Below are 24,587 nucleotides of genomic sequence, written 5' to 3'. Positions count from 1 at the left end.
CCCGCAACAATTTTGATCTAGTACAAGGCGACCGGATTGATCATCGCCTGTACCGTGCCCACAATCCGTGGCTGCCCCAGCACGAACATGAATTCCTTCACGCCTTCCCGCACCAACGGCCCGACATTCATCGTCTCCAGAATGTAGATGCCGTTTTCCTTCAGCAAGGTGACGTGACCGTAGAACACTTTGTCACCCTCAGGCGCAGGGATCGGCTCCAGCCCCCATGTATCCGCCCCAACCGCCATCGGGTTGAGCGACGCCATATAGACCGCACCCTCGTTGTTCAGGCCCGGCTCGGTCCCGCCCCAAGCTGCGGGATCACTCTCCAGCATGCCTTCGGTCCAGCCGGTGTGGAACAGGACAATATCGCCTTCACCCATGGTCACGCCTTGGGCCTCGGCGGCGGCCTTGATCTCGGCCTCGCCAAAGTGCTGCCCTGCGGCCATCACCTCAACACCCGCGTGGGCGGCCATGTCCAGAATAACGGCGCGGCCCACTAGCGGCGGCACCGCATGTGTGCCCAGCTTGGTCAGACCGGTGATTGCGCTGATCTCTTTCTCGTCAAGACAGTTATAATACTGCCCGCCTTCACCAAGATGCCCCAGCCCGTCCAGTTGCGAACCGATGCCGATCCACGTTTGCAGAAGGTCGTCGTTGTAATTCGCTTCATACCCAAATCCCGACAGCTTTTGGCCACCCTGTTGGTTCGGTTGCACAATCTGCAGGTTGAGCGAGCGCGGCGGGAAGGCAGGCGTGTTCGACCCGATCGCAATGCCCAGCGGCATGGATTTACCCTGCTTGATCAGTTTCGCCGCCATCATCGTCCGCTCTGGCGTCACCAGATTGGCCGAGCCCAGCGTATCATCCGCGCCCCATTGGCTGGTCGAGGTACACTCCGCCGAAGCGCCCCCCGCAGCCAATCCAAAGCCAAGGCAAATTGCCGCAATTTTTCCGAAATTCATATTAATCCTCCACAATTATTATGTAGCGCACAAGCGTGCGCGCATGCAATCAGCCGCGCCCTTATGTTGGGACGATTCGAACTGCTTGGAGGATCAGGCTAGCACGGGATACCCTTGATGCGTGAATTTTCGCACCAAGGGCTTTGCGCGTCGGTCAGTAATCGACGCCGCGCTGCGCTTTGATGCCTGCTTTGAACGGGTGCTTTACCTCGGTCATCTCGGTCACCAGATCGGCATAATCACACAGAGCAGGCTTTGCATCGCGGCCTGTCAGGATCACGCCCGTGCGCGCATCGCGGGCATCCAGCCCCGCAATCACATCCTCGACCGAGAGGTAGTCATAGCGCATTGCAATGTTGATTTCGTCCATGACAATCAGGTCATAGTCACCGCTTTCCATCATCTCGCGGCCCTTGGCAAAGGCGGCTTGCGCGGCGGCGATATCGCGGTCCTTGTCTTGGGTGTCCCAAGTGAACCCTTCGCCCATCGTGTGCCACGTCACCTCTCCCAGACGGTCAAAGAACTGCCGCTCGCCGGTCTTCCACTTGCCCTTGATGAACTGAACCACACCGACCTTCTGCTTCCAGCCCAAGGCCCGCACGATTACACCGAAGGCCGAGGACGACTTGCCCTTACCCGCCCCTGTATGGATCAGCACCAGACCCTTTTCAGGGTCCTTCAAGTCCGACACCCGCTTGCGCTGGGTGGCTTGGCGTTCTTGCATCTTGGCTTTGTGGTCAGAGCTATCGGTCATGGGGGTGTCCTAGTTTGAGGGGCCGGAAGGGGCTGTGGCGGATTTGGATTTGCTGCGGTCCATCCCCAGCTGGCGTTCGCGCCATATGATCAGGACGCCACCCGCAATGACAAGGGCTGCACCGATCAAAATGGGCGCCGTGGGAACTTCATCAAAGATAAACCACCCGATGAGCATCGCAAAGACCATCGAGGAATAGTCAAAAGGTGCCAGCATCGAGGCTGTGCCAAACCGGTAGGAGGCCGTCACCATGATCTGTGCCACGCCACCAATCAGGCCCGCGCAGATGATTAACCCAAGCGCGCTATATCCGGGCGCAGTCCATGCCAGCGCAGGTGTGGGGAACATCCACCCCAGCGGCAGGGTCAGCAGTGACGCCACGCTGGCGGTCAGCGCAAAGTAAAAGACGATGGCAGATGTGCTGTCGGTCTGCACCAGTCGTCGCACATGGATCTGCACCAGAGCCCGCAGAATTGCAGCGGCAAGAATCATCAGCACGCCGATTGTCGCCGCATCAGAATAGGTTTGATCGAGTGACAGGCGCGGCGCGATAACAATCATAACGCCAATCAATCCGAGTGCGACAGCCGACAGGCGGAAAAGGCGCACGCGCTCCCCCAGCAGAAGGGCGGCAAAGATCACAGTGAACATCGGGGTGGCATAGCCGATGGCGGTGACTTCGGGCAGCGGCAAGATCGCCAGCCCGCCAAAGGTCAGACCCATGGCGGTTGTTCCGATCAGCCCGCGCCAGACATGGCCCATAACGTTGTTGGCTTTGAACCCGTCATGCAGATGCCCCTGTTGCCACAGCCAGATCACGATAACAGGCATCGAGAAAAACGCCCGAAAGAACACCGCTTGTCCAGACGGAACATCGTCCGAGGCTGCTTTGATCAGCGCAGCCATGACCATGAATAGAAAAACCGCGCATGTTTTCAGCGCAATCGCGCGGCCGGGTTTGTTTTGGGTCAAGGGTGCAGCCATGCCGCAGGTGTGCGCCCTTGTGTAGGGAAGATCAAGCTCCCAACGGACGCTGCGAATTTTTCAAAAAATTCGGCCGGAATTTTCGAAAATTCCGCGCACTACCCGATCGTTCCGCGATTCTCGCCGATTTGGCCGCGATGCAGCAGCAGGTGGTCCAGTATTACGCAGGCCATCATCGCTTCGCCCACTGGCACGGCGCGGATGCCGACACAGGGATCGTGACGGCCCTTTGTAATAATCTCGGTTTCTTCGCCGCTTTTGGTGATGGTTTTGCGTGTTGTCAGGATGGACGAGGTCGGCTTGACCGCAAAGCGTACGACAATGTCCTGTCCCGTGCTGATCCCGCCCAGAATGCCGCCAGAGTGGTTAGATGAATAGGCGGGCTGCCCGTCTGCGCCGATGAAAATCTCGTCTGCGTTCAATTCGCCTGTCAGCATCGCGGCGGACATGCCTTCGCCGATTTCGACGCCTTTGACGGCGTTGATGCTCATCATGGCGGCGGCCAGATCAGTGTCTAACTTGCCATAAACAGGCGCGCCGATGCCTGCGGGGACGCCGCGTGCGGTGACTTCGATGATCGCCCCGACAGAGGAGCCTGATTTGCGCAGCCCGTCCAGATACGCCGCCCAATCGGTAGCGGCCTTGGCATCCGGCACCCAGAACGGGTTCTGTTCGATCTGGTCCCAGTCAAAGGCGTCGCGGTCAATCTGGTGCGGGCCCATTTGCACCATATAGCCTGTAATCTGTACATTAGGGGCAATCGCCTTGATCGCCTCACGGGCCAAGCCACCCGCCGCCACGCGTGACGCGGTTTCACGAGCCGAGGACCGTCCCCCCCCGCGATAGTCGCGCACACCGTATTTCTGGAAGTAGGTGATATCCGCATGGCCCGGGCGGAACTTCTCTTTGATGTCGCCATAGTCTTTGGAACGCTGATCGGTGTTTTCGATCATAAGCTGGATGGGCGTGCCTGTGGTCACCCCTTCGAAGGTGCCGGACAGGATGCGCACCTCGTCGGCCTCACGCCGCTGAGTGGTGTATTTGTTCTGGCCCGGTTTGCGTTTATCCAACCAGTGTTGGATCATATCGGGCGTAATCTCGACCCCCGGAGGGCAGCCATCAACCGTTGCCCCCAAGGCAGGTCCGTGGCTTTCGCCCCATGTGGTCACGCGGAAAAGATGGCCAAAGCTGTTGATCGACATGGGAGCGCTCCTTTTGTTCAATGCATTAACGGGGGCAGGGGGATGCCTCAAGGGGTTTTGACTTGCATAGGGCGTGCAAGCCTCCTAACCCTACGCGTACCTCGGGGGGCCAATGGCTGAGATGTGCAACTGCATAGACCCGTAGAACCTGAACCGGTTAACACCGGCGGAGGGAAGGTCTGGACATACTTCCATCACCTCTCTGCGCCGCAATTTGGAGGATGCTATGAAGTATCTCACGTTTGCGACTGCAACTTTGGCCGCCACAGCGGCTTTTGCTGAAACACCTGAACTTACCGTTTATACCTATGACAGCTTTGTCAGCGATTGGGGTCCTGGCCCCGCGATTGAAAAAGCGTTCGAGGAAACATGCGGCTGTGATCTGAAGCTGGTGGGCAATGGCGATGGCGCCGCCCTGCTGGCACGGCTCAAGCTGGAGGGCGCGCGCACGGACGCGGATGTTGTGATGGGGCTCGATACCTCGCTTGTGGCGGCGGCCAAGGAAACGGGGCTGTTTGCCGAGACGGCAGTCAGCGCCGACTACACGCTGCCGGTTGAGTGGACTGATTCCGTCTTTGCACCTTACGACTGGGGCTACTTCGCTTTTGTGCACAACAAGACGCTGACCGCCCCTGCAAATTTCAAAGACCTTGGCGCAAGTGACCTCAAGATCGTTATTCAGGATCCGCGCTCTTCCACGCCTGGCCTTGGCCTGTTGATGTGGGTCAAAGCGGCTTACGGCGATGAAGCACCCGCCGTTTGGGAGGCGATGGCCGATAATGTCGTCACCGTCACCAAAGGCTGGTCCGAGGCTTACGGCCTGTTCCTTGAAGGCGAGGCCGACATGGTGCTGAGCTACACCACTTCTCCCGCCTACCACTTGATTGCCGAAGAAGACCACAGCAAGACAGCCGCTGCGTTTGACGAAGGCCACTACATGCAGGTCGAAGTTGTCGGCGCACTTGCTGGATCGGACCAGCCTGAACTGGCGGCGGATTTCGTGAACTTCATGGTGTCGGACGCGGCCCAAGCAATCCTGCCCACGACCAACTGGATGTACCCGTCGGTCACCCCTGCGGCGGGTCTGCCCGCAGGGTTCGAGACGTTGATGGTGCCTGAAAAAGCACTGCTGACCCCGATTGAAGAAGTAGGCGCGCTGCGCGAGGAAGCCTTGGCCGAATGGCTGACGGCACTGTCGCAGTAACTGCGTTTCGGATCAGTCCGAAAACAGGGATCAGCGCTGCGGTTATTGTCGCGGCGCTGATCCTTTCGGCTTTGGTTGCGGTGATCAGCCGCGCCGAGGCGGGCGCGGGGCTTGGACCTGCAGACTGGGCCGCGATCCGGTTTACGGTGTTGCAGGCGGTATGCTCATCGTTCCTTTCAGTCCTCCTCGCGGTGCCTGTTGCGCGGGCTTTGGCGCGGCGCAGGTTCATCGGGCGCACAGCACTGGTGACGCTGCTGGGGGCACCGTTTATCCTGCCGGTGATCGTCGCTGTGCTTGGCCTGCTGGCGGTGTTTGGCCGCAGCGGCTGGGTGAATGCGGGGCTAGAGGTTTTCGGCCTGCCCCAAGTCTCGATCTATGGATTCCACGGCGTCGTGCTGGCGCATGTGTTCTTTAACCTGCCCTTGGCCACACGGCTTTTGCTGCAAGGCTGGCAGGGCATCCCGTCCGAGCGGTTTCGCCTGATCGCACAGCTGCGCCTGACCCCGCGTGCCGTTTTCCGCGCGGTTGAGTTGCCGATGCTGGGGCAAGTGGTCCCGGGTGCGCTGGCACTGATCTTTGTCGTCTGCCTGACCAGTTTTGCCGTGGCCCTGACGCTGGGTGGCGGGCCGCGTGCGACGACAATCGAGTTGGCGATTTATCAGGCGTTCCGTTTCGACTTTGATTTGGGGCGGGCGGCGCTTTTGTCGGTGGTGCAGCTGGTGCTGGCAGGGTCGATGGCCGTGCTGGCGCTGTTGTTGGTGCCCGCCCTTGTCGTCGGGGGCGGGCTGGACCGGATGATGCCGCGCTGGGATGCGCGGGGCGGTGTTCAGCGGATTTGGGACGGGGCGGTGATCGTATTGGCCGCGCTGTTTTTGCTGGTGCCTCTTGGGGCCGTGGTGGCGCGGGGGCTTGTCGGTTTGCCGCAGATGCCGACGGCTGTGTATCACGCTGCGCTGACCTCTGTCTGGGTCGCCTTGGCGAGTGTTGTTGTGCTTTTGCTGCTGGCGCTGCCGATGGCGGGTTGGATCGCAGGGCGCAAGGGCGGCGGGGTCGAGGCGGTAGGCCTGTTGGGCCTTGCCGCGTCCCCCCTGATGATCGGGACGGGCTGGTTTATCATCATCAACCCGCACGCGGACCCGTTCGCTTTTGCCCTGCCTGTGACTATCGCGGTGAATGCGATGATGGCTTTGCCCTTTGCCCTGCGGATATTCGTGCCGCCAATGCGGGAGGTGGTGACCGAGTATGGTAGGCTCAGCGCGACGCTGAACCTGTCCGGTTGGGGCTTCTGGCGGGTGGTTTTGCTGCCACGCCTGCGGCGGCAGATCGGCTTTGCGGCGGGCCTTGGGGGCGCGCTGTCAATGGGGGATTTGGGCGTGATCGCGCTGTTTGCCGATCCTGACCGCGTGACGCTGCCGCTGCAAATGGTGCGCCTGATGGGCGCCTACCGGATGCAGGCAGCCGCGGGCGCGGCACTGGTGCTGCTGGTGCTGAGCTTTGGCATATTCTGGCTGTGTGACAAGGGAGGGCGTGTTGGTGGTGAGGCTTGAGGACATCGTAATCGTGCAAGGCGATTTCGAGATGCGTGCAGATATGGCGCTGGAGGCGGGGCGTAAATATGCGGTGATCGGGCCGTCGGGTGCGGGTAAGTCGACCTTGTTGGGGGCGATGTGCGGTTTCGTGCCCGTGGCGCAAGGCCGTGTGGTTTGGGACAGCAAAGACATTACCCGCCAAGCGCCGGGCATGCGGCCCATGACCATGCTTTTTCAGGACAACAACCTGTTTCCCCACCTGACAGTCGCACAGAACGTCGGGCTGGGGTTGCGCACGGATTTACGGATGTCGGCGGCGCAGCGTGACCAAGTGCAAGACGCGCTTTTTCGGGTCAATCTGGACGGTTACGCCGATCAAAAGCCCGGCAACCTGTCGGGCGGACAGCAAAGCCGTGCCGCGCTGGCGCGGGTGCTGGTGCAGGCGCGCCCTATGGTGTTGCTGGACGAGCCGTTTGCCGCGCTTGGCCCCGCCCTGCGCAACGAAATGCTGGATTTGGTGCAGGATCTTGTCGCGCAAACCGGTGCCGCGCTGGTCATGGTGACCCACGCGCCTGACGATGTGCGGCGCATCGCGGATGAGGTGATCTTTGTCGAAGGAGGGCGCGCCCATGCCCCACGTCCGGCGGCAGCTTTGCTGGATGATCCACCGCCGGAGTTGCGCGCTTACCTTGGATGAGGGCGCGGAATTTTGGAAAATTCCGGCCGTTTTCTTTGAAAGAAAACGATCCCGCCCCGCCTCAGGTCGCGATGATTGACAGGGCAGCCCGCGCTGCCTCGCGTCCTTTTTCGATGAAATGCGCACGGTAGATTGCGTTGTGATGATCCGTCTCTTGATACTGGTGCGGCGTGAGCGAGACCGACAAAACCGGAACGCCGGTATCAAGGCCCACGCGCATCAGCCCGTCGACCACAGCCGCGGCCACAAAGTCATGGCGGTAGATGCCGCCATCCACGACAAAAGCCGCGCAGATGATCGCATCGTACTTTCCCGTTTTGGCAAGCTGCTGCGCCTTTAGCGGCATCTCGAACGCGCCGGGCACGTCAAAGACATCCTTTTGCGCATCGGTCGTCATTTCGTCAAAACCGTCCCAAGCACGGTCTACAATATCAGCATGCCATTGCGCTTTGACAAAGGCGAAGCGGGCGGGGGTGTTTGTCATAATGATCTCCTTCAGGCTCTAACACATCCACCCAAGGCGATCACAGGCCAACAGGACCCGCACCCTGAAAGGCGCTGCCTGAAACCTGCATTCTCTTTCATCCGGACTATGACCGTCGGCTCCGGCATCTCACCGGATCTGCTGGACCAAGCGTATCCTGTTAAGGATGCGCAAGCGCTCGCGGGCTCGAAGGGCGTGCCTCCATACCGCCGGTGGGGAATTTCACCCCGCCCTGAGAATGCCGCGACATTGCATTGAGGGGGCGTCCTCTGCAATAGCTGATTGATCGGCGCAGCTAGCAGGAGGGCATCATGCACCCCAATCCCGTATTCCATGACGCAGATACGTCACGTAACATCGCCTTTGCCCGTGCCCGTGCATTCGGCGTGCTGGCGGTAAACGCGGATGACGGCCCGTTTCTGAGCCATATCCCCTTTCTACTATCGGACGATGCCACATCTGCGGATCTGCACCTTGTGCGCTCAAACCCGATTGCGCGGATCGGGCAGGGGCCGCACCGCGCAAAGATCGTCGTGTCGGGGCCTGACAGCTATGTTTCGCCCGATTGGTACGGGGTGGTGGATCAGGTGCCGACATGGAACTACATCGCCGTGCATCTGACCGGCACGCTAGAGCGGCTGCCCCAAGATATGATGCAGGACATGCTGGACCGTCAATCATCTGCTTATGAGAACCAGCTGACCCCAAAAACGCCGTGGACCACGGCCAAGATGACACCCGAGGTTCTGGAAAAGATGATGCGGATGATCGTGCCCTTCCGCTTTACCGTGACAGCCATCGACGGGACATGGAAGCTGGGCCAGAACAAACCCGACGAGGTGCGTATCGCCGCCGCCAATCAGATGGCCGAACACGGCATCGGCAGCGACACGCAGGACATTGCACGCCTCATGCGCGACCTTGATCATACGTGATCTGTCCTTGCCTTGAGCCGATATGGGGTAAAGAGTACCCGCAACGCGCACTGCAAAAGGACGACACCGATGAAGCTCTATTATGCCCCGACCTCTCCTTATGTTCGCAAAGTCATGGTGCTGCTGCACGAGACAGGACAGCTGGACGAAGTCGCGCTTGTCAATGTGGCCACCACGCCCATCGCCGCCAGTGCAGAGTTGCTGGCAAAGAACCCGCTGGCCAAAGTGCCTGCGCTGGAGCGGCCTGACGGGCCGACCGTCTATGACAGCCGTGTCATCACGGCCTATCTGGATGCGCGGGCCAAGGCGGGCCTGTATCCTGCTGGGGCGCGGCGCTGGGATACGCTCACGTTGGAGGCAACGGGCGACGGGATCATGGATGCGGCCCTTTTGATGACCTATGAGACGCGGTTGCGCCCCGAAGAGCGCCGTATGCCCGAATGGGTTGAGGGGCAGTGGGACAAGATTGCGCGTGCGATTTCCGCGCTCAACACCCGTTGGATGGGCAATCTGCAAGGGCCGTTGGACATGGGGCAGGTCGCTGTTGGCTGTGCGCTGGCCTATGTGGATTTCAGGCATGGCGGGCGCAATTGGCGCACGGGAAACGACGGGCTGGCCGCCTGGTTTGCTGAGTTCGAATCGCGGGCCTCGATGCAGGCGACCATTCCGCCAGCGGGCTAAATCATGTGAAACTGCATCAAATAGCGGACGAAATTTGCCCACTGCGACGGTTTGCACGTCTAAACCATCTGGACGACTCCGTGAGCGCGAGTTAGATACCGCACGAATGTCTGGCGTGGCGGAGTCCGTGCGCCTTAATACCTGTCGGCCCATCATAGGCCCAAATACGGAGAAACCGACGTGTCACAAGCTGATGATATCGAAGGCAACCGGAGGGATTTCCTCTATTATGCGACTGCAGGTACCGGCGCTGTTGCCGCGGGTGCCGCTGTTTGGCCGCTGGTCAACCAGATGAACCCTTCTGCGGATGTGCGGGCGCTGTCCTCGATCCGTGTTGATGTCAGCGGCGTCGAGCCCGGCTCGCAACTGACCGTCAAATGGTTGGGCAAACCCGTATTTATCCGTCGCCGCACCGAAGAAGAGATCGAAGCGGGCCGCTCGGTTGAGGTATCCGACCTTCCCGATGGTGGTGCCGAGAACGCGAACCTTGCAGGTGATGCGACAGCTGCCGATGAAAACCGCACCTTGGACGAGGCCGGTGAATGGCTGGTCATGATGGGTGTGTGTACGCACCTTGGCTGTGTGCCTTTGGGTGATGCAGGTGACTTTGGCGGCTGGTTCTGCCCGTGCCACGGGTCACACTATGATACAGCGGGCCGCATCCGCAAAGGCCCCGCGCCGAAGAACCTGCCGGTCCCACCGGCCGAGTTCATCGACGAAGCCACATTGAAACTGGGTTAAAGGAACACGCATATGTCTGGAATTCCTCACGACCATTACGAGCCAAAGACCGACGGCGAAAAGTGGATCCACACGCGCCTGCCAATCGTTGGCTTGATGTATGACACATTGATGATCCCCACACCCAAGAACCTGAATTGGATGTGGATCTGGGGCATCGTGCTGACCTTCTGTCTGGCGCTGCAAATCGTAACGGGCATCGTTCTTGCGATGCACTATACGCCCAGCACCGATGCGGCATTCGCCAGTGTTGAGCATATCATGCGCAACGTGAACGGCGGCTATATGCTGCGCTATCTGCACATGAACGGCGCTTCGCTGTTCTTTATCGCGGTCTACGCGCACATCTTCCGCGGCCTCTACTACGGCTCGTACAAAGCCCCGCGTGAGATCACGTGGATCATCGGCATGATTATCTATCTTCTGATGATGGCAACGGCGTTTATGGGCTATGTGCTGCCATGGGGTCAGATGTCCTTTTGGGGCGCGACTGTAATCACCGGCCTGTTTGGCGCGGTTCCCTTTGTGGGCGACGCGATCCAGACGCTGCTGCTGGGTGGTCCTGCGGTAGATAACGCCACGCTGAACCGCTTCTTCTCGCTGCACTATCTGCTGCCGTTTGTGATTGCGGGTCTTGTGATCCTGCACATCTGGGCCTTCCACACCACGGGCAACAACAACCCGACCGGTGTGCCTGTGCGCACAACGTCGAAAGAAGAAGCCGAAAAAGACACACTGCCGTTCTGGCCCTACTTTGTGATCAAGGACCTGTTCGCGCTGGCCGTGATCCTTGTGGTGTTCTTTGCGGTTGTGGGCTTCATGCCAAACTACCTTGGCCACCCCGACAACTACATCGAAGCGAACGCACTGGCGACACCTGCGCACATCGTGCCCGAATGGTACTTCCTGCCGTTCTACGCGATCTTGCGGGCCTTCACGCCTGATGTGTGGATCGTGATGTTTGTGTCCTTCGTGTCCGGCGGCATCATCGACTCCGCCTTCTTTGGTGTGGTCGCGATGTTTGCAGCGATTGCTGTCATGGCCGCTGTGCCATGGCTGGACACCAGCCGCGTCCGGTCGGGACGTTACCGCCCGATGTTCAAGTGGTGGTTCTGGCTGTTGGTCATCGACTTCTTCGTTCTGATGTGGGTCGGCGCAATGCCCGCCGAAGAGCCGTTCAACACAATCGCTTTGATCGCTGCGACTTACTGGTTCGTCTACTTCCTGGTGATCTTGCCCTTGCTTGGCGTGATCGAAAAGCCGACGGCACAGCCGGAAACAATCGAAGCAGACTTTGACGCGAAGCTTGCGAAAAAAGCTGGCGGCGCAGCACCTGCTGCCACACCTGCGGAGTAAACAGAGATGAATATGATCAAAGCAACACTCCTGAGCGCGATCATCGCGCTCACCGCTCCTGTCGCTATGGCGGCGGGCAAAAAGGGCGCCCCGATCGAGAATATTGATTTCTCGTTCGACGGTCCGTTCGGCTCTTACGATGTGAACCAGCTTCAGCGCGGGCTTCAGGTCTATACCGAAGTTTGTTCCGCGTGCCACGGTTTGGAATACGTCCCGCTGCGGACACTTGGCGACGACGGCGGCCCCATGCTGCCCGAAGAGCAAGTGATCGAATACGCCAAACAGTGGGAAGTCTACGACGCAGAGCTGGATGATTTCCGCGAAGCGACGCCAGTGGATCATTTCCCTGCCTCTGGTTTGGAAACAGCGCCTGATTTGTCCTTGATGGCCAAAAAGCGCAAAGCGTTTTCGGGCCCCTATGGTCTGGGCATCAACCAGCTTCTGAATGGCTTTGGTGGTGCTGAATATATTGCGGCCCTGCTGCATGGCTATACCGGCGAGGAAAAGACCCAAGCTGGCGTAACCCTGTACGAGAACAAGTACTTCGAAGGTGGGTGGCTCTCCATGGCGCCGCCACTTTATGACGAGGCTGTTGAATATGCCGATGGTCATTCCACCTCGGTCGAGGCGATGTCAGAAGATGTTGCAGCCTTCCTGATGTGGACGGCCGAGCCGAAGATGGGTGCGCGCAAGCAAGCCGGCTTCGCGAGCGTGATTTTCCTGACCTTGCTGTCAGTGCTTCTGTATCTGACCAACAAACGCCTTTGGGCAACTGTGAAAAAGAAAAAAGCCTGATCTCGTTAGGCCTTGAATGATTGACGCCCGCGGCACTGCCGTGGGCGTTTTTCGTTCTACCGCCAGAAAAAAGTTAAGCCCCCCAATCCGTGCTGATCGGGGGGCTTGGGACCATGGGCAGGATGTTTAATAACCCACGGTTTTCATGGCTAATTGCTCTAAATATATATCGGAAGGCCCGTAAGCCCCGCATTAAGAAGCCTAGCTCCCCTTCTCGCATGCCCGACAGCGTTCTGTTCTATCTGGCCGCAAGACGCTTTGAATATAAAAGCGCGTTTACCTCTTGGCCGGTCTCTCTATGATCTGACCATGCCCGACGAGGCGCTGCGCTGTCTGTGAGCTAGATTACACAAGCGTTAATAAAGTGGATTTTCCGCAATTTTTTTCAGCCCGGCCTCATTGGTGAGTTGGATCGTACTCCGCCCCAGTTCAATCAGGCCATCGCGCTTCCAGCCGGACAGCGTCTTTGAGACCGTCTCGCGGGAGGCGCCGACAAAGGTTCCCAGATCGGCGTGGGACATGCGGACGGGTTTGCCCCCTTCACCGGACAAATGCAGAATCTTGCGGGCCAGTCGGGTGGTGACGTCCATAAACACCTGTTCATGGTACTGGTTCGCCATCCAGCGCATCCGCATACCGGCAAGTTCGATCATGTCGATGTACAGTTCTGGCGTCTTCTTGAGGGCGGCCAACACATCCGAATTTCGCAGACCCCATACTTCGGTCTGTGTGATCGCGGTCAACGTCGCCGTCCGCGGCCCTGGTGTGAACAACGCGATTTCGCCGAACAACGCGCCCGCGTTCATGATATCAAGGCTCAGCTTTTTGCCGCCCTGTGAGGTCACGCTTACTTCTAATGATCCCGAGATCACGGCAAACAGAGTGTCCCCCCGGTCGCCCTGCTCAAACAAAACATCGCCCGCGTTAAGCCGGGTTTTAACCGCAAGCTCGGTTATCATGTTGCGGAACCCTTGCGACGCAGAGGCAAGGAACCCGATATCGGCAAGGGGTGTGGTAAGCATGATGGACCTGTTTACTAAACTCGGTCGCAGTTTAAGCCTGTAATTGCGTCCCTGTCTGCCCCTGAATCGTTGTGCGGACGATTGCGCCTTCGGCCTGCGGGTTGGCAAAGACGACTTCGGCAAATTGCTCGGTGCGGCCCATGTGCGCGTTTTCCATCAGCACAGCATGCTGTTTGCCGATCTGCGCACGAAGATGGGATTGCACCTGCGCATCGCCTGCGGCGCGCAGTCGGGCGGCCCGTTCTTTGATCAGCTTCCCGTTCACGGCGGGCATCCGCGCCGCTGGCGTGCCCGTGCGGGCCGAATAGGGAAAGACGTGCATCCATGTCAGATCACACTCGGAAACAAGCTTGAGCGCGTTTTCGAACATCGCGTCGGTCTCGGTCGGGAAGCCCGCAATGATGTCGGCGCCAAAGGTCATATCGGGGCGCAGTTTGCGCGCCTCGTTGCAAAAGTTGATCGCGTCATCGCGCAGGTGGCGGCGTTTCATCCGCTTGAGGATCATGTCGTCGCCATGTTGTAGCGACAGATGCAGATGCGGCATCAGCCGGCTTTCGTTCGCGATGGCCTGCATCAGGTTCTCGTCCACCTCGATCGAATCAATCGAGCTGATGCGGAGGCGGGGCAGGTCGGGAACCAGTTTGAGGATTCGCATGACCAGATCGCCAAGACGCGGTGCGGCAGGCAGGTCGGCACCCCATGATGTCAGGTCCACGCCCGTCAGCACCACCTCATTGAAGCCCTTGTCGACCAAGCGCTTTATCTGGTCCACAACCACACCCGCAGGCACCGAACGGGAGTTCCCGCGGCCGTAAGGGATGATGCAAAACGTGCAGCGGTGATCACAGCCGTTTTGCACCTGCACGTAGGCGCGACTACGGGTGCCGAAGCCGTCAATCAGATGGCCTGCGGTTTCGGTCACTGACATGATGTCATCGACCTGCAAAGCTTCTGTTTCCCCGATGAAATCCGCAGCGAGGCCCTGCCATGTTTCGCCCAGCATCTTTTCGGTGTTGCCGATGACTGCATCGACCTCGCCCATTGCGGTAAAGGTTTCGGGCTCTGTCTGTGCGGCGCATCCGGTCACGATCAGACGGGCGTTCGGGTTGGCCTTGCGCAGTTTGCGGATGTCTTGTCTGGCCTTGCGCACGGCCTCGGCTGTGACGGCGCAGGTGTTGACCACGACCGCATCGCGCAGGCCCGCGTCTTCGGCCAGCTCTTTCATTGCTTCCAGTTCATACTGGTTCAAACGACAGCCGTGGTTTGAGAAGACAGGCGCGCTCATGCGCAGCTGTCCAGGAATTCTGCGGTGAAAACGCCATCGGCCACATGCATGGTCGGGCCTGTCATCCACACACCGTCATCGCGCCAGTCCACGCTCAGGCGGCCCCCGTCCAGATCAATCTGCACGCTGCGCCCTGTCAGGCCCCTACGCGCCGCTGCAACCGCTGTAGCGCACGAGGACGAACCTGAGGCAAGCGTGATGCCCACGCCCCGCTCCCACACCCGCATACGAATGTGATCGGGGCCGACGATATGTGCGACCTGCACGTTTGTGCGCTGGGGATAAAGCGGATGATGTTCATGCGCCGCGCCAAAGGCCGCCAGATCCACGGCCTCGGCGTCTTTGACAAAAAAGGTGCAATGCGGATTGCCCATGCCAGTGGCCACCGGCGCCCCCTCGATCGGGAGGGAGAGCGTGTCCATCTCGCGGGCGAGCGGCACTTCGTTCCAATCCAGCTGTGGCTGCCCCATATTGACCGACGTCAGGCCATTTCCCGAATCTGTCGCATAAAGATCACCCCGATCTGTGGTCAAACGCAGATCTGTCGCACCTGTTTGCTGCATCAGATACCGCGCAATGCAGCGCGTCGCGTTGCCGCACGCCGCCGAGGTCGATCCGTCGGCATTATAAAAGGTAAGATGCGCGTCACCGGCCCCTGTTTCGATCACGGCAAGCTGATCAAAGCCAAGCCCCATCTGCCGATGGGCAATGGTCTGCACAAGTCGTTGGGAAAGCGGCATTTTCTGCGCACGCGCATCCATAACGACAAAGTCGTTGCCAAGTCCGTGCATCTTCATGAACGGTAAACAAGAGGGTGTCTGGTTGGTCATTCAGCGCATATAACCGCAGCGCGTGAAATATTCCAGCAGTGGAGAGGAAATACATGCGTTATGGGGGTTGACCCACACCGCCCGTCTTTCTAAACACCGCCGTAGTGGGCCCTTAGCTCAGTTGGTAGAGCAACTGACTTTTAATCAGTAGGTCGTTGGTTCGAACCCAACAGGGCTCACCACTTTTTCCAATATCCTTCAGACGGTTTTCGAAACAGTGGTGCCGCATTGCGGCCCTTTTGACCGATGCCGCTGCTTCTGCACTTGATCATACTTTTTATGCGCACAAGGCTGAGGCGTCCCGCCACGGCGCGCTGGGATGCGATTTAGACTATTGGCCCCGCCCTCAAAAAGGTGAGCCAAATTCAGGGCGTCATAGGTTGCCGGTTGCTTTGGGCTATGCCGTCAGTTCGCTGCGCCACGGCGGGTTCGCACCAGCGCGCGAGACGGTCACAGCGGCGACTTGTGCGCCATGCTGCAACGCCTGTATTATGCGTTCCGCGCCGAGGGTTGCGATGCCGGATTTTTCCAGCCCCCCCTCTGCGCTAAGGGCCGCCAGAAATCCTGCGTTGAACGTGTCGCCCGCGCCCACAGTGTCCACAACCGTCACCTTTGGAACGGGAACCGAGACTGTTTCATCGACCCCGAACAGCGCCGTCGCCCCCTGCGCTCCTTTTGTCAGCACAACAATCGAAGGCCCTTGCGATTGCAAGATTCGGGCCTTTTCCAGATGCGGCTGCGGCCCTTCAACAAGCCAGTCCAGATCTTCGTCCGATACCTTCAAGATATCCACACAGGCGATCAGCTGCGTCAGGCGGGCGCGGTAGCGTTCCGGGTCCGTGACGAAATTGGCGCGGATGTTCGGGTCGGCCACGATGGTGCGCGTTGATGCTTCGCGCTTTGCCAGCGCAAGATAGAAATCCGCCGCAGGTTCGTTAATCAGGCTGATGCCGCCAAAATACATCGCCGTGGCGTCCGCAGGGATGTCGGGCAGGGCAGCCGGGTCCAGCATCCGCCCTGCGGTATTTTCGTCATAGAACGTATAGGAGGCATGGCCGTCCGTAAGCTCGACAAAGGCAAGCGTGGTGGGCCTGTCTGCGCGGATCAACAGATCGGTGCCCACATTGCTGGCGTGCAGCCCTTCTGCCAGTTGCTTGCCAAACAGATCGGTCGAGACGCCGGACAGGAACTGCACCGGCACGTCCAAACGACCCAAAGCGACGGCCGTGTTGAACACCGCCCCACCCGCATGTGGGGCCAAGGCACCCGCCTGCGGAATCATGTCGATCAAGGCTTCGCCGCAACAGATGATCATAACGCTGCCCCTCTATGGTGCTGTTGTTCAGGCTCGCAAGCCGCTTTCTGCGTCAAAGTAATGCGCCAGTTCGGGCTTGATCGTAAAGCTGATTGTTTCGCCTTTGGCGGCGGCGGGTGGCTTTTCCGTTTTGGCGATGAATTCAACGCCCTTGCCCGAGACAAGATGCACCAACGCATATTCCCCAAGGTTCTCGACCAGCTCCAGTCGGCCCTCAACCACGGCATCAGCGCCTGTGGTGACAGTCAGGTGTTCGGGGCGCAGGCCCACATGCTGGGACGCGCCAACGGTGCGGCCAAGGACAGTCGCAGCGCCCGCAGTCAGGTCATCATGACCAAAGAAGTTCATCTTCGGGCTGCCGATGAATTGCGCGACAAAAGCATTGGCGGGCCGCTCATACAGCTCGATCGGGGAGCCGACTTGTTCGATCCGGCCATCGCGCAACACGACGATTTTGTCGGCAAGGGTCATCGCTTCGACCTGATCGTGGGTCACGTAGATCATTGTGGTTTTCAGCCGCTCGTGCAGGCGTGCAATCTCCAACCGTGTGGCAACGCGCAGCGCGGCATCAAGGTTCGAGAGCGGCTCGTCGAACAGGAACACCTCGGGGTCGCGGACAATTGCACGGCCGATGGCCACGCGCTGGCGCTGACCGCCCGACAGGTTGCGGGGGCTGCGGTCAAGATAGTCGGTGATCTGCAAGATCTGGGCGGCATCGCGCACGCGGCGGTCAATCTCGGCTGGGTCGGTCTTGGCCTGTTTCAGACCAAAGGCCATGTTTTTGTAGACCGTCATATGCGGATAAAGCGCGTAGGACTGGAACACCATCGCCACGCCACGCTTGGACGCGGCCACATCGTTCACGACCTCATCGCCAATGGCCACAGTCCCGTCCGAGATTTCCTCAAGCCCGGCAATCATCCGCAGCAGCGTGGATTTACCACAGCCCGACGGGCCGACGAAAACGACAAATTCGCCGTCTTCAATATCCAGATCAACGCCGTGCATGACTTGCGTTTCACCATAACGTTTTACGACATCGCGCAGAGTTAGACCGGCCATGTGATCTCCAATTCAGTGATAGTTTGGCGCAGGGTTTGCGCAAAATCAGGGTAAGTTTCGGGCAGATCGCCCCAAAGCTGTCGGTTGGTGACAAAGTCGTCTGTCCCCAGCAGTGTTTCCAGTGTGGCCCAGTCCGGTTCGACGTAGTCGAACGGTATTTTGCCTGCCGCCACATGGCGTGCAAAGACGTACCAGCTCGCGATGGAGCGGATGGCGTAGACGGGCATAGCGCCCCGCGCCAGACATCCCGCCAGCGTGGGGCGGATAAAGATCGGGAATTTTGCCATGCCGTCTGCGCAGATCCGTGCGATGGTGTCGCCGATGGCTTCATTTGCAAAGCGCGCGGCGATGTCTTGCAGGTAGTCGTACTTAGAGAACGGCAGATCAAGGGTCAACGCGGGCAGAACCTCAAGCGTTTCAAAGTTGTGAAAATGCGCATTCAGACGCGGCACGCGCATGGCCGCGTCAAAGGTCTCGACCCCTTCCAGCGCGGCAAGATAAGCCAATGCCGTATGCCCGCCATTCAGCACGCGAATTTTGGTTTCTTCGAACGGGTCCACATCTGCGGTGACGGTGACGCCCGCCTTTGCCAGATCGGGCATGGCCGCGGCGGCGTGGTCTTGCAGGACCCATTGAATGAAATCTTCAGCCATGATGGGCGACGTTACTTTGGCACCGACCAACACAGACAGCTCCGGCCCCAGTGTATCAGGGCTGCGCGGGGTGATGCGGTCCACCATCGAGCAGGGGAAGGCCACATTTTCCGCGACCCAATCGCGCAGGGCTGTGTCGCCGCAGGCCTCTAGATAGGCCAGCAAATTGCGGTGCAGCATCTTGCCATTCTGGCGGATGTTGTCGCAACACGCGATGGTCAGTGGAGCGGCAGTGGTGGCGACACGGGCGCGCAAGGCTGCACGCAGATAGGCATAGACCGTTTGGGCAGAGCCCCCCGCAATCTCGCCTGCGATGGCTTTGTTGGCGGTATCAAGGTTGCCGTTGGGATCGGTGTAATAGCCGCTTTCTGTGACCGTGATCGTGACCAGATGCACGGAAGGGTTCGACAGCAAGGCTTCGGCGGCGGGGGCGTCCGCGCTCCAGTCCGCAAACTGCACATGGGCGCGGACGCGGCGCAGGGCGACTTCGCCGTTCGGGGCGTAGGACTGTAGGAAGTACCCGTCGTGGCGGGCGATATCTTCGGCTGCGGTCTGGAAATGCGCGCTCTCGGAGGGGCGCAGGTTTACGGTTGCGATGCCCCAGCGCAGATCGCCCGTGGCCTGCATGTAGTCATCCAGATAGACGGCCTGATGGGCACGGTGAAACGCGCCGAACCCAAGGTGGACAACGCCCGTCTGACAGGCGGCCCTGTCATAGGTGGTGGCGGAAATGGCGGTATGTGCTGCGGTATTCATGCGTGCGTCTCTATCTGGGGGACAAGGTCTTTTCGCGCCGTGTCACGGTATTCTGACGGGGTCATGCCCTTCACCTTCAGGAAGTGACGGTTGAAGTTGGCAAGGTTCTTGTAGCCCGCGTTCTGCGCAATCGTGATGATCTGGTCGTCAGAGGCATAGAGCATGGCACAGGCCTGCCCGATGCGGATGCGGTTCAGAAATTCGACAAAGCTGTGGCCGGTGACGGATTGGAAATTCCGGCTGAAGGTAACCTCGGTCATGCCCGCCATTTCGGCGGCCTGCGAGACCGAGAAACTTTCGGCAAAGTTCTTGGTGATATGGTCCACGATCTGCGCGATGCGGGCGTGCTTGCTGCCGCCTTCGGGCTGGATCAGCTTGGTCACGGACAGGGTCTTTTTCTCGGCGTGCTCGTTCAAACGCACAAGGAAGCGAATGAAGGACAAGATACGTTCGGCACCTTTGTTGTCGCGGATCGCCTCCATGTGGCCACGGGCGAAGGTGGGGTTGAACCCTTCGAATAGGATGCCCGATTGCGCCAGTTGCAGCAGTTGCAAGACCTGGGAAAACTCGGGAAAGCCCTCGGCCAGTTTCACAACGCTATCGTGGCTGAACTGGACCAGCATGTCGCGGGTGTCTACGGCTTCGGTCCAGACCTGATCTGTGATCCAGTTGTGCGGCAGGTTGGGGCCTGTCATGAACAGATCACCGGCTTTGAAGTCGCCGATATGGTCGCCGACAAAGGCCTTGCCGCGTGTCTCTACGATCAGGTGCAGCTCGTACTCCTCATGGGCGTGCCAGCGGCACAGGTCCGTGGGCCAGCCGTGCTGCAAGTAGCGGATCGAACGTGACGAGCGGTCGACCATTTCGATTTCGGGTTCAATGATCGACATGGCTGACCCCTGATTTATGCTGGCTTGCGCGGATCACTTGACCGCCCCGAATGTCAGGCCCTGCACCAACTGTTTCTGGCAGAACCAGCCAAGGATCACGATGGGCGCGATTGCGGCGGTGGAGACAGCGGCGAGGCGGCCAAAGAACAAGCCTTCGGGCGCACGGTTCCCCTCGATCAGCTTGGACAGGGTCGCGGCGTCGATGGTGGTCAGGCGCACGGTCCAGTAGGCCTCGTTCCAGCAGAAGATGAAGGTCAGCAGCGCGGTAGAGGCGATGCCCCCCCATGCCAGCGGGATCAGGATATCCTTGATCTCGCCCCAAGTGCTGACGCCGTCCATTTTGCCAGCCTCGATGATCTCTTTCGGGATTTCTTTGAAATAGGTGAAGAGCATCCAGATCACGATGGGCAGGTTGATCAGGCACAAGACAAGGATCAGCAGGAAATGCGTGTCAAAGATGCCCAGGAAGTTCTTGGTCAGGAATGTCATCGGATACAACACCGCAGCCGCCGGGAGCATCTTCGTGGACAGCATCCACATCAGGATATCCTTGGTGTGGCGGCTGGGGTTGAACGCCATGGCATAGGCCGCGGGCACGCCGACAAACAGCGCAAACAGTGTCGCAAAGGTCGAGGTGATGACCGAGTTGGTGGCAAAGCGCCAGTAGTCGTAATTTTCGGTCATGTTGGTGTAATTCTCCAGCGTGGGCGTGAAGAAGAACAGGAATTCAGGCTTCACCGCGTCTGCGTCCGTCTTGAAGCTGGTGAAAACCAACCAGAAGATCGGGAAGAAGAAGATGATTGCGATGATCCATGCCAAAGCGGGCCAGAGGATTGCGCCGACGCGGGATTGTTGTGCGATAGTTGCCATTGTTTTTGTCCCTTAATCCATCAAGCTTTTGCCGACCATCCGAAGAAGGAAGATGGCGATGATGTTGGCCAGAATGACGGCGAAGATGCCTGTCGCACTCGCGGCCCCGATGTTGTTGGAGGTGAACTCACCAATCAGATAGGGCAGGTTCTTGTTGCCGTTGCCCCGGCTGACGATTTCGATTTCCGCATAGAGCGAGAGGTGAAAGATCGACTGGATCATCACAACAATCGCGATGGGGCGGGCAAGGTGCGGCACGGTCAGATTGATGAACTGTGACCATGCGCTTGCCCCGTCGAGTGTGGCGGCTTCCTTCTGGCTTTCGTCCTCGGATTGCAGCGAGGTCATGAAAATCAGCACGGCGAAGGGCGTCCACTGCCACGCGACCATCATGATCACGGCATAGGCCGAGGTTTGTGTGGCCCGGAACGAGATCGGCTCAAGCCGCGGCCACAGGTCAAAGAATGCGCCCAGAACGGGGAAGTCGCGCAACCCGTCGATCAGGTTGTTCAGCCCGCCCACGGCGATGCCTTGCAGGCCCAGTACGGGATCAAGGATCATGTTGATCCATAGCACCGCGTTGACCGCCGGCATCACAAAGAAAGGCGAAATAAGCAGAACACGCACAATGCCGCGCCCCGGAAAGCTGCGGTTGATCAGCACCGCAATCCCAAGGCCCAAGACCACCGTGAGGATCAGAATGCTGCTCACGATCAGGACCGAGTTCTGGATCGCGAACCAGAAGTCCTTGGCATTGAGAACATACTCGTAGTTGCCGAAACCGCGCCAGTTGCTCAGCGATGGCGTCATCCACTCGGGACGGCGCGTGCTGGCCAGCACATAGCGGATGAACGAGAAATACAGCGTCATGCTGAGCGGGACCAGCATCCAGATCAGCAGCAATACAACTGCGGGGGTCTGGAGGATGCGGGGGAGCGTTCTTTTGGACATGGCTCGAGTCACCTATGGCTGCGGTTATCTTTGAATTCGAATTCGGGCGGGGCTTCATCACGCGAGGGTCAAGCGACACCATCTAGCGGAATGAGGATAAAAAGAGGGGGGTGTCGGGTCCGACAAAACGATGCCGGACCCAAACGTTAGTCAGTCAAAGCGGTTTAGTAGTAGCCCGCTTCGGACATGATGGCGTCTGCTGCGGATTGAGCCGCTTCCAGAGCTTCATCAACCGATTTCGCACCGGACAAGGCTGCTGCGATTTCTTGTGCAACGGCTGTGCCGACTTCGGGGAATTCGGGGATCGCTGCGAACTGAACACCTACGTATGGCTTGATGTCTGTGGCCGCTGGTGCCGCTGAATCAATCGCTGCTTTCTCGGCTGCTGCAAATTTTGCAACGGCTTGGAATTCAGGGATGTCATATGTGGATGCACGTGTACCTGTTGGAACAGAGCCCCAGCCGAAGTCAGGGTGGTTGCCGACAGCTTGGATGTACTCTTTGGATGTGGCCCACTCGATGAATGCTTTTGCTTCATCTGTGTTGTCTGTGCCTGTTGGTACAGCCATTGCCCACGCCCAGAGCCAGTTCGCGCCAACAGGGTTACCTGCGTTGGGCGACTGTGCGTAGGCTACGCCGTCAACTTCCAGGAAGGACGCCGCGATTGTGGCGTCGATCCACATGCCGCATTTGCCTTCGTTGTACAGAGCGAGGATTTCGTTGAAGGAGTTACCTTCGGAGCCGGGAGGGCCGTATGTGCCCAGCAGATCCACGTAGAAGTTGATCGCAGCTTTCCACTCGTCTGAATCAAGCGCTGGTTTCATGTCTTTGTCGAACCATGCACCACCGAAAGAGTTCACGACAGTTGTCACGAACGCCATGTTGTCGCCCCAGCCCGGCTTGCCGCGCAGGCAGGCACCGTAGACGCCCGCGTCAGGGTCGTGCATCGCAGCCGCTGCGGCCTTGATGTTGTCCCAGCTGTCGTTGTCGGCGATTGTCACGCCGGCCGCGTCTGCCAGATCCTTGCGGTACATAACCATCGAGGATTCACCGTAGAAAGGTGCCGCATACAGCGTACCATCGGCGGACAGACCGTTGCGCATTGCTGGCAGCATGTCGTCGACGTCGTACTCGGCGCCGAACTCAAGCGGTTCGATCCAGCCTGCCGCGCCCCAGATGGGTGCTTCTTGCATGCCGATGTTGATGATGTCGTACTGGCCGCCACCGGTTGCTGTGTCGGATGTGACCTGCTCGCGCAGAACGCCTTCTTCCAGCGATACCCAGTTCAGCTTTACACCGGTTTCTTCGGTATAGGCTTCGGCAACTTTTTGCATGTTGATCATGTGACCGTTGTTCACGATCGCAATTGTCAATTCTTTGGCGTGCCCATCAGCAGACGCAGATGTGACGGCAGCAATGCCGAGTGCAAGGCCCAAAGCCGTGTTACGTAGAGATTTCATTATCTTCCTCCCAGAAGTCACAGAATCATGTTGACTGTGCAATCACACTGCGAAATTCGTACAAGTGTCTCAAATACTATACCGACAAATAAGCGTACGATTTTATCATTTTGGGTGGGTGGGGGCAAAAATAGTGAGGTTATTCGAAGCATTTTGCACAAGCCGCACTGCAATCCGTGATTGATTCCCGTCGCAAATGCCCGCGCAATGCGTGCGTAAGGGTCGTATTCATATCGCTACAAAACAATTTTGGCGCAGCCGGTAAGCGCGGCCAGATCATCGGCAATGGCCCAGACAGGCGTGTCCTTATGCACCAGAATACTGCGCGGCGCGCCAAAGGTGTCAAAGCATGGCTGCCGTGCGGTAGACAGGACCGACCGTGCCACACTGCCCGCCAGATACAGTCCGCCCAACGGCATATAGGCCAGCGATAAATCTTGCAGCAGATGGCCAAGCAAGGCGGCGTATGCGTCGACAGCCTTGGTAACCTTTGGCTGTGCTGGGTCGCTATAGGCGCCGATCGCCTCGGGACCGGTCATATCGGGTTGGCCTGTAAGCTGCTGGCAAAAAGCGGCAAAGCCACGACCTGAAAACAGCGTCTCGATTGTCCCGAAACTCTGCGGGTCGCATCCAAGCCGGGGCAATCTGGTGCTGACGCTGTGGGGCATGCTGATATGGCCTGCCTCAACGGCAGGGCAGATGACTGTGTTCATGTGTTGCAAGACGGGGCTCACGTTAAAGCCGGTGCCGATGCCCACGACCAAAGACTGCTGGACGGGCCCACCTTTGGGCTGGCCTTCCCTCAGAAGGGTCAGCTGGTCTGTGCGCAACTGCGGCACGGCATAGCCAAGGGCGGTCAGATCATTCAACAGATGTACCTTGCCTGCACCAGTCAGGTCAGAGAGCGCCTCGGCGCCGATCTGCCAATCGTAATTTGTCAATTCGGCCCGCGTGCCCTGTACAGGCCCCGCCAAAGCGATCACGACTTCGGTAAGCGCGGGCATCTGCGGCAGTGACAAAAAGTCGTCCACAACCTCATAAAGGCTGCCCCACTTCGCATTGGTATAGCTGCGCGTGCTGCCTGCCACGATCTGCCCCGCCTCGCTCAGCGCGAGGCGTGCGTTCGTGCCGCCAATGTCGGCAATCAGCCGCATCAGCGCAGCCCG

24 protein-coding genes, 1 tRNA gene and 2 riboswitches are annotated in these 24,587 nt (G+C 59.0%); of the genes, 9 read left to right on the top strand and 16 right to left on the bottom strand.

All coding sequences use genetic code 11. The features are described 5' to 3' along the window. Positions 1–17: 17 nt before the first annotated feature. From ABMC88_RS04095 to aroC, 4 genes are all read right to left on the bottom strand, one after another. Positions 18–965: a cyclase family protein gene (locus ABMC88_RS04095; protein ID WP_349575542.1), complete on the bottom strand. Its 948-nt coding sequence runs from the start codon at positions 963–965 to the stop codon at positions 18–20. A 154-nt stretch (positions 966–1,119) separates the two neighbouring features. Beyond that, on the bottom strand, positions 1,120–1,719 hold the full coding sequence (cobO, locus tag ABMC88_RS04090; RefSeq protein ID WP_349575541.1) for a cob(I)yrinic acid a,c-diamide adenosyltransferase: 600 nt from the start codon (positions 1,717–1,719) through the stop codon (positions 1,120–1,122). A 9-nt stretch (positions 1,720–1,728) separates the two neighbouring features. Beyond that, complete coding sequence (locus ABMC88_RS04085; RefSeq protein WP_349575540.1) at positions 1,729–2,703, bottom strand: DMT family transporter; 975 nt, start codon at positions 2,701–2,703, stop codon at positions 1,729–1,731. A gap of 98 nt (positions 2,704–2,801) precedes the next feature. Beyond that, positions 2,802–3,905, bottom strand: coding sequence for a chorismate synthase (gene aroC, locus ABMC88_RS04080; RefSeq protein WP_349575539.1), 1,104 nt, complete (start codon positions 3,903–3,905; stop codon positions 2,802–2,804). A gap of 92 nt (positions 3,906–3,997) precedes the next feature. Next, a riboswitch (TPP riboswitch) is annotated at positions 3,998–4,097 on the top strand. A gap of 34 nt (positions 4,098–4,131) precedes the next feature. Here aroC and thiB point away from each other — a divergent pair. Genes thiB through ABMC88_RS04065 form a run of 3 tightly spaced genes read left to right on the top strand, consistent with a single transcriptional unit; the run spans position 4,132 to position 7,335 of the window. Continuing rightward, positions 4,132–5,109: a thiamine ABC transporter substrate binding subunit gene (gene thiB / locus ABMC88_RS04075; protein WP_349575538.1), complete on the top strand. Its 978-nt coding sequence runs from the start codon at positions 4,132–4,134 to the stop codon at positions 5,107–5,109. Continuing rightward, positions 5,085–6,656 (top strand): thiamine/thiamine pyrophosphate ABC transporter permease ThiP, encoded by a 1,572-nt coding sequence (locus ABMC88_RS04070; RefSeq protein WP_349575537.1) that lies wholly within the window; start codon positions 5,085–5,087, stop codon positions 6,654–6,656. The genes thiB and ABMC88_RS04070 overlap by 25 nt, the downstream gene beginning before the upstream one ends. After that, entirely contained in the window at positions 6,643–7,335 is a 693-nt protein-coding gene (locus tag ABMC88_RS04065; protein WP_349575573.1) for a thiamine ABC transporter ATP-binding protein, read from the top strand. Before ABMC88_RS04070 ends, ABMC88_RS04065 begins: the two co-directional genes overlap by 14 nt. A 61-nt stretch (positions 7,336–7,396) precedes the next feature. Here the strand turns inward: ABMC88_RS04065 and ABMC88_RS04060 are convergent, their stop codons facing one another. After that, positions 7,397–7,819 carry a 6,7-dimethyl-8-ribityllumazine synthase gene (locus tag ABMC88_RS04060; protein WP_349575536.1) on the bottom strand — a complete coding sequence of 141 codons (423 nt, stop codon included), beginning with the start codon at positions 7,817–7,819 and terminating at the stop codon, positions 7,397–7,399. Between the two features lie 85 nt (positions 7,820–7,904). Then, positions 7,905–8,063: riboswitch (FMN riboswitch) on the bottom strand. 67 nt (positions 8,064–8,130) lie between these two features. On the opposite strand from ABMC88_RS04060, the gene ABMC88_RS04055 reads away from it, so the two are divergent. The 5 genes from ABMC88_RS04055 to ABMC88_RS04035 all read left to right on the top strand — a co-directional run bounded on the left by ABMC88_RS04055 (position 8,131) and on the right by ABMC88_RS04035 (position 12,327). Next, positions 8,131–8,754 (top strand): FMN-binding negative transcriptional regulator, encoded by a 624-nt coding sequence (locus ABMC88_RS04055; RefSeq protein WP_349575535.1) that lies wholly within the window; start codon positions 8,131–8,133, stop codon positions 8,752–8,754. Positions 8,755–8,823: 69 nt separating this feature from the next. Continuing rightward, on the top strand, positions 8,824–9,435 hold the full coding sequence (locus ABMC88_RS04050; protein WP_349575534.1) for a glutathione S-transferase: 612 nt from the start codon (positions 8,824–8,826) through the stop codon (positions 9,433–9,435). Positions 9,436–9,615: 180 nt separating this feature from the next. Beyond that, a complete protein-coding gene (petA, locus tag ABMC88_RS04045) occupies positions 9,616–10,176 on the top strand; it encodes a ubiquinol-cytochrome c reductase iron-sulfur subunit (RefSeq protein WP_349575533.1) in 561 nt (186 codons plus the stop codon). A gap of 12 nt (positions 10,177–10,188) precedes the next feature. Continuing rightward, the gene (locus tag ABMC88_RS04040; protein WP_349575532.1) at positions 10,189–11,532 is read left to right on the top strand and encodes a cytochrome b; all 1,344 of its coding nucleotides are present in this window, start codon (positions 10,189–10,191) and stop codon (positions 11,530–11,532) included. A 12-nt stretch (positions 11,533–11,544) separates the two neighbouring features. After that, entirely contained in the window at positions 11,545–12,327 is a 783-nt protein-coding gene (locus ABMC88_RS04035) for a cytochrome c1 (protein WP_349575531.1), read from the top strand. A gap of 356 nt (positions 12,328–12,683) precedes the next feature. On the opposite strand, the gene ABMC88_RS04030 is transcribed toward ABMC88_RS04035, so the two are convergent. Genes ABMC88_RS04030 through dapF form a run of 3 tightly spaced genes read right to left on the bottom strand, consistent with a single transcriptional unit; the run spans position 12,684 to position 15,431 of the window. Then, on the bottom strand, positions 12,684–13,349 hold the full coding sequence (locus ABMC88_RS04030) for a Crp/Fnr family transcriptional regulator (protein ID WP_349575530.1): 666 nt from the start codon (positions 13,347–13,349) through the stop codon (positions 12,684–12,686). A 31-nt stretch (positions 13,350–13,380) separates the two neighbouring features. After that, positions 13,381–14,634 carry a tRNA (N(6)-L-threonylcarbamoyladenosine(37)-C(2))-methylthiotransferase MtaB gene (gene mtaB, locus ABMC88_RS04025; protein WP_349575529.1) on the bottom strand — a complete coding sequence of 418 codons (1,254 nt, stop codon included), beginning with the start codon at positions 14,632–14,634 and terminating at the stop codon, positions 13,381–13,383. Then, positions 14,631–15,431, bottom strand: a complete 801-nt coding sequence (gene dapF, locus ABMC88_RS04020; protein ID WP_439655564.1) for a diaminopimelate epimerase — start codon at positions 15,429–15,431, stop codon at positions 14,631–14,633. Before dapF ends, mtaB begins: the two co-directional genes overlap by 4 nt. 139 nt (positions 15,432–15,570) lie before the next feature. Here dapF and ABMC88_RS04015 point away from each other — a divergent pair. Beyond that, a tRNA-Lys gene (locus ABMC88_RS04015) sits at positions 15,571–15,646 on the top strand. Positions 15,647–15,861: 215 nt separating this feature from the next. Here the strand turns inward: ABMC88_RS04015 and ABMC88_RS04010 are convergent. The 8 genes from ABMC88_RS04010 to ABMC88_RS03975 all read right to left on the bottom strand — a co-directional run bounded on the left by ABMC88_RS04010 (position 15,862) and on the right by ABMC88_RS03975 (position 24,575). Then, entirely contained in the window at positions 15,862–16,779 is a 918-nt protein-coding gene (locus ABMC88_RS04010; RefSeq protein ID WP_349575527.1) for a carbohydrate kinase family protein, read from the bottom strand. A 27-nt stretch (positions 16,780–16,806) separates the two neighbouring features. Beyond that, entirely contained in the window at positions 16,807–17,841 is a 1,035-nt protein-coding gene (locus tag ABMC88_RS04005; RefSeq protein ID WP_349575526.1) for an ABC transporter ATP-binding protein, read from the bottom strand. Then, complete coding sequence (locus tag ABMC88_RS04000; RefSeq protein ID WP_349575525.1) at positions 17,829–19,250, bottom strand: mannitol dehydrogenase family protein; 1,422 nt, start codon at positions 19,248–19,250, stop codon at positions 17,829–17,831. The genes ABMC88_RS04005 and ABMC88_RS04000 overlap by 13 nt, the downstream gene beginning before the upstream one ends. Next, complete coding sequence (locus ABMC88_RS03995; protein ID WP_349575524.1) at positions 19,247–20,140, bottom strand: helix-turn-helix domain-containing protein; 894 nt, start codon at positions 20,138–20,140, stop codon at positions 19,247–19,249. Before ABMC88_RS03995 ends, ABMC88_RS04000 begins: the two co-directional genes overlap by 4 nt. Positions 20,141–20,173: 33 nt before the next feature. Then, positions 20,174–21,010 carry a carbohydrate ABC transporter permease gene (locus ABMC88_RS03990; protein ID WP_349575523.1) on the bottom strand — a complete coding sequence of 279 codons (837 nt, stop codon included), beginning with the start codon at positions 21,008–21,010 and terminating at the stop codon, positions 20,174–20,176. A gap of 12 nt (positions 21,011–21,022) precedes the next feature. Continuing rightward, positions 21,023–21,961 (bottom strand): carbohydrate ABC transporter permease, encoded by a 939-nt coding sequence (locus ABMC88_RS03985; protein WP_349575522.1) that lies wholly within the window; start codon positions 21,959–21,961, stop codon positions 21,023–21,025. Positions 21,962–22,125: 164 nt separating this feature from the next. Further along, positions 22,126–23,421, bottom strand: a complete 1,296-nt coding sequence (locus tag ABMC88_RS03980) for an ABC transporter substrate-binding protein (protein ID WP_349575521.1) — start codon at positions 23,419–23,421, stop codon at positions 22,126–22,128. Between the two features lie 236 nt (positions 23,422–23,657). Continuing rightward, a complete protein-coding gene (locus ABMC88_RS03975) occupies positions 23,658–24,575 on the bottom strand; it encodes a glucokinase (RefSeq protein WP_349575520.1) in 918 nt (305 codons plus the stop codon). Between the last annotated feature and the right edge of the window lie 12 nt (positions 24,576–24,587).

It is taken from the genome of Sulfitobacter aquimarinus (assembly GCF_040149565.1).
Classification (GTDB): domain Bacteria; phylum Pseudomonadota; class Alphaproteobacteria; order Rhodobacterales; family Rhodobacteraceae; genus Sulfitobacter; species Sulfitobacter aquimarinus.
The sequence above is the reverse complement of the archived record's forward strand: the minus strand, read 5'-3'. Positions and strand labels throughout refer to the sequence as shown.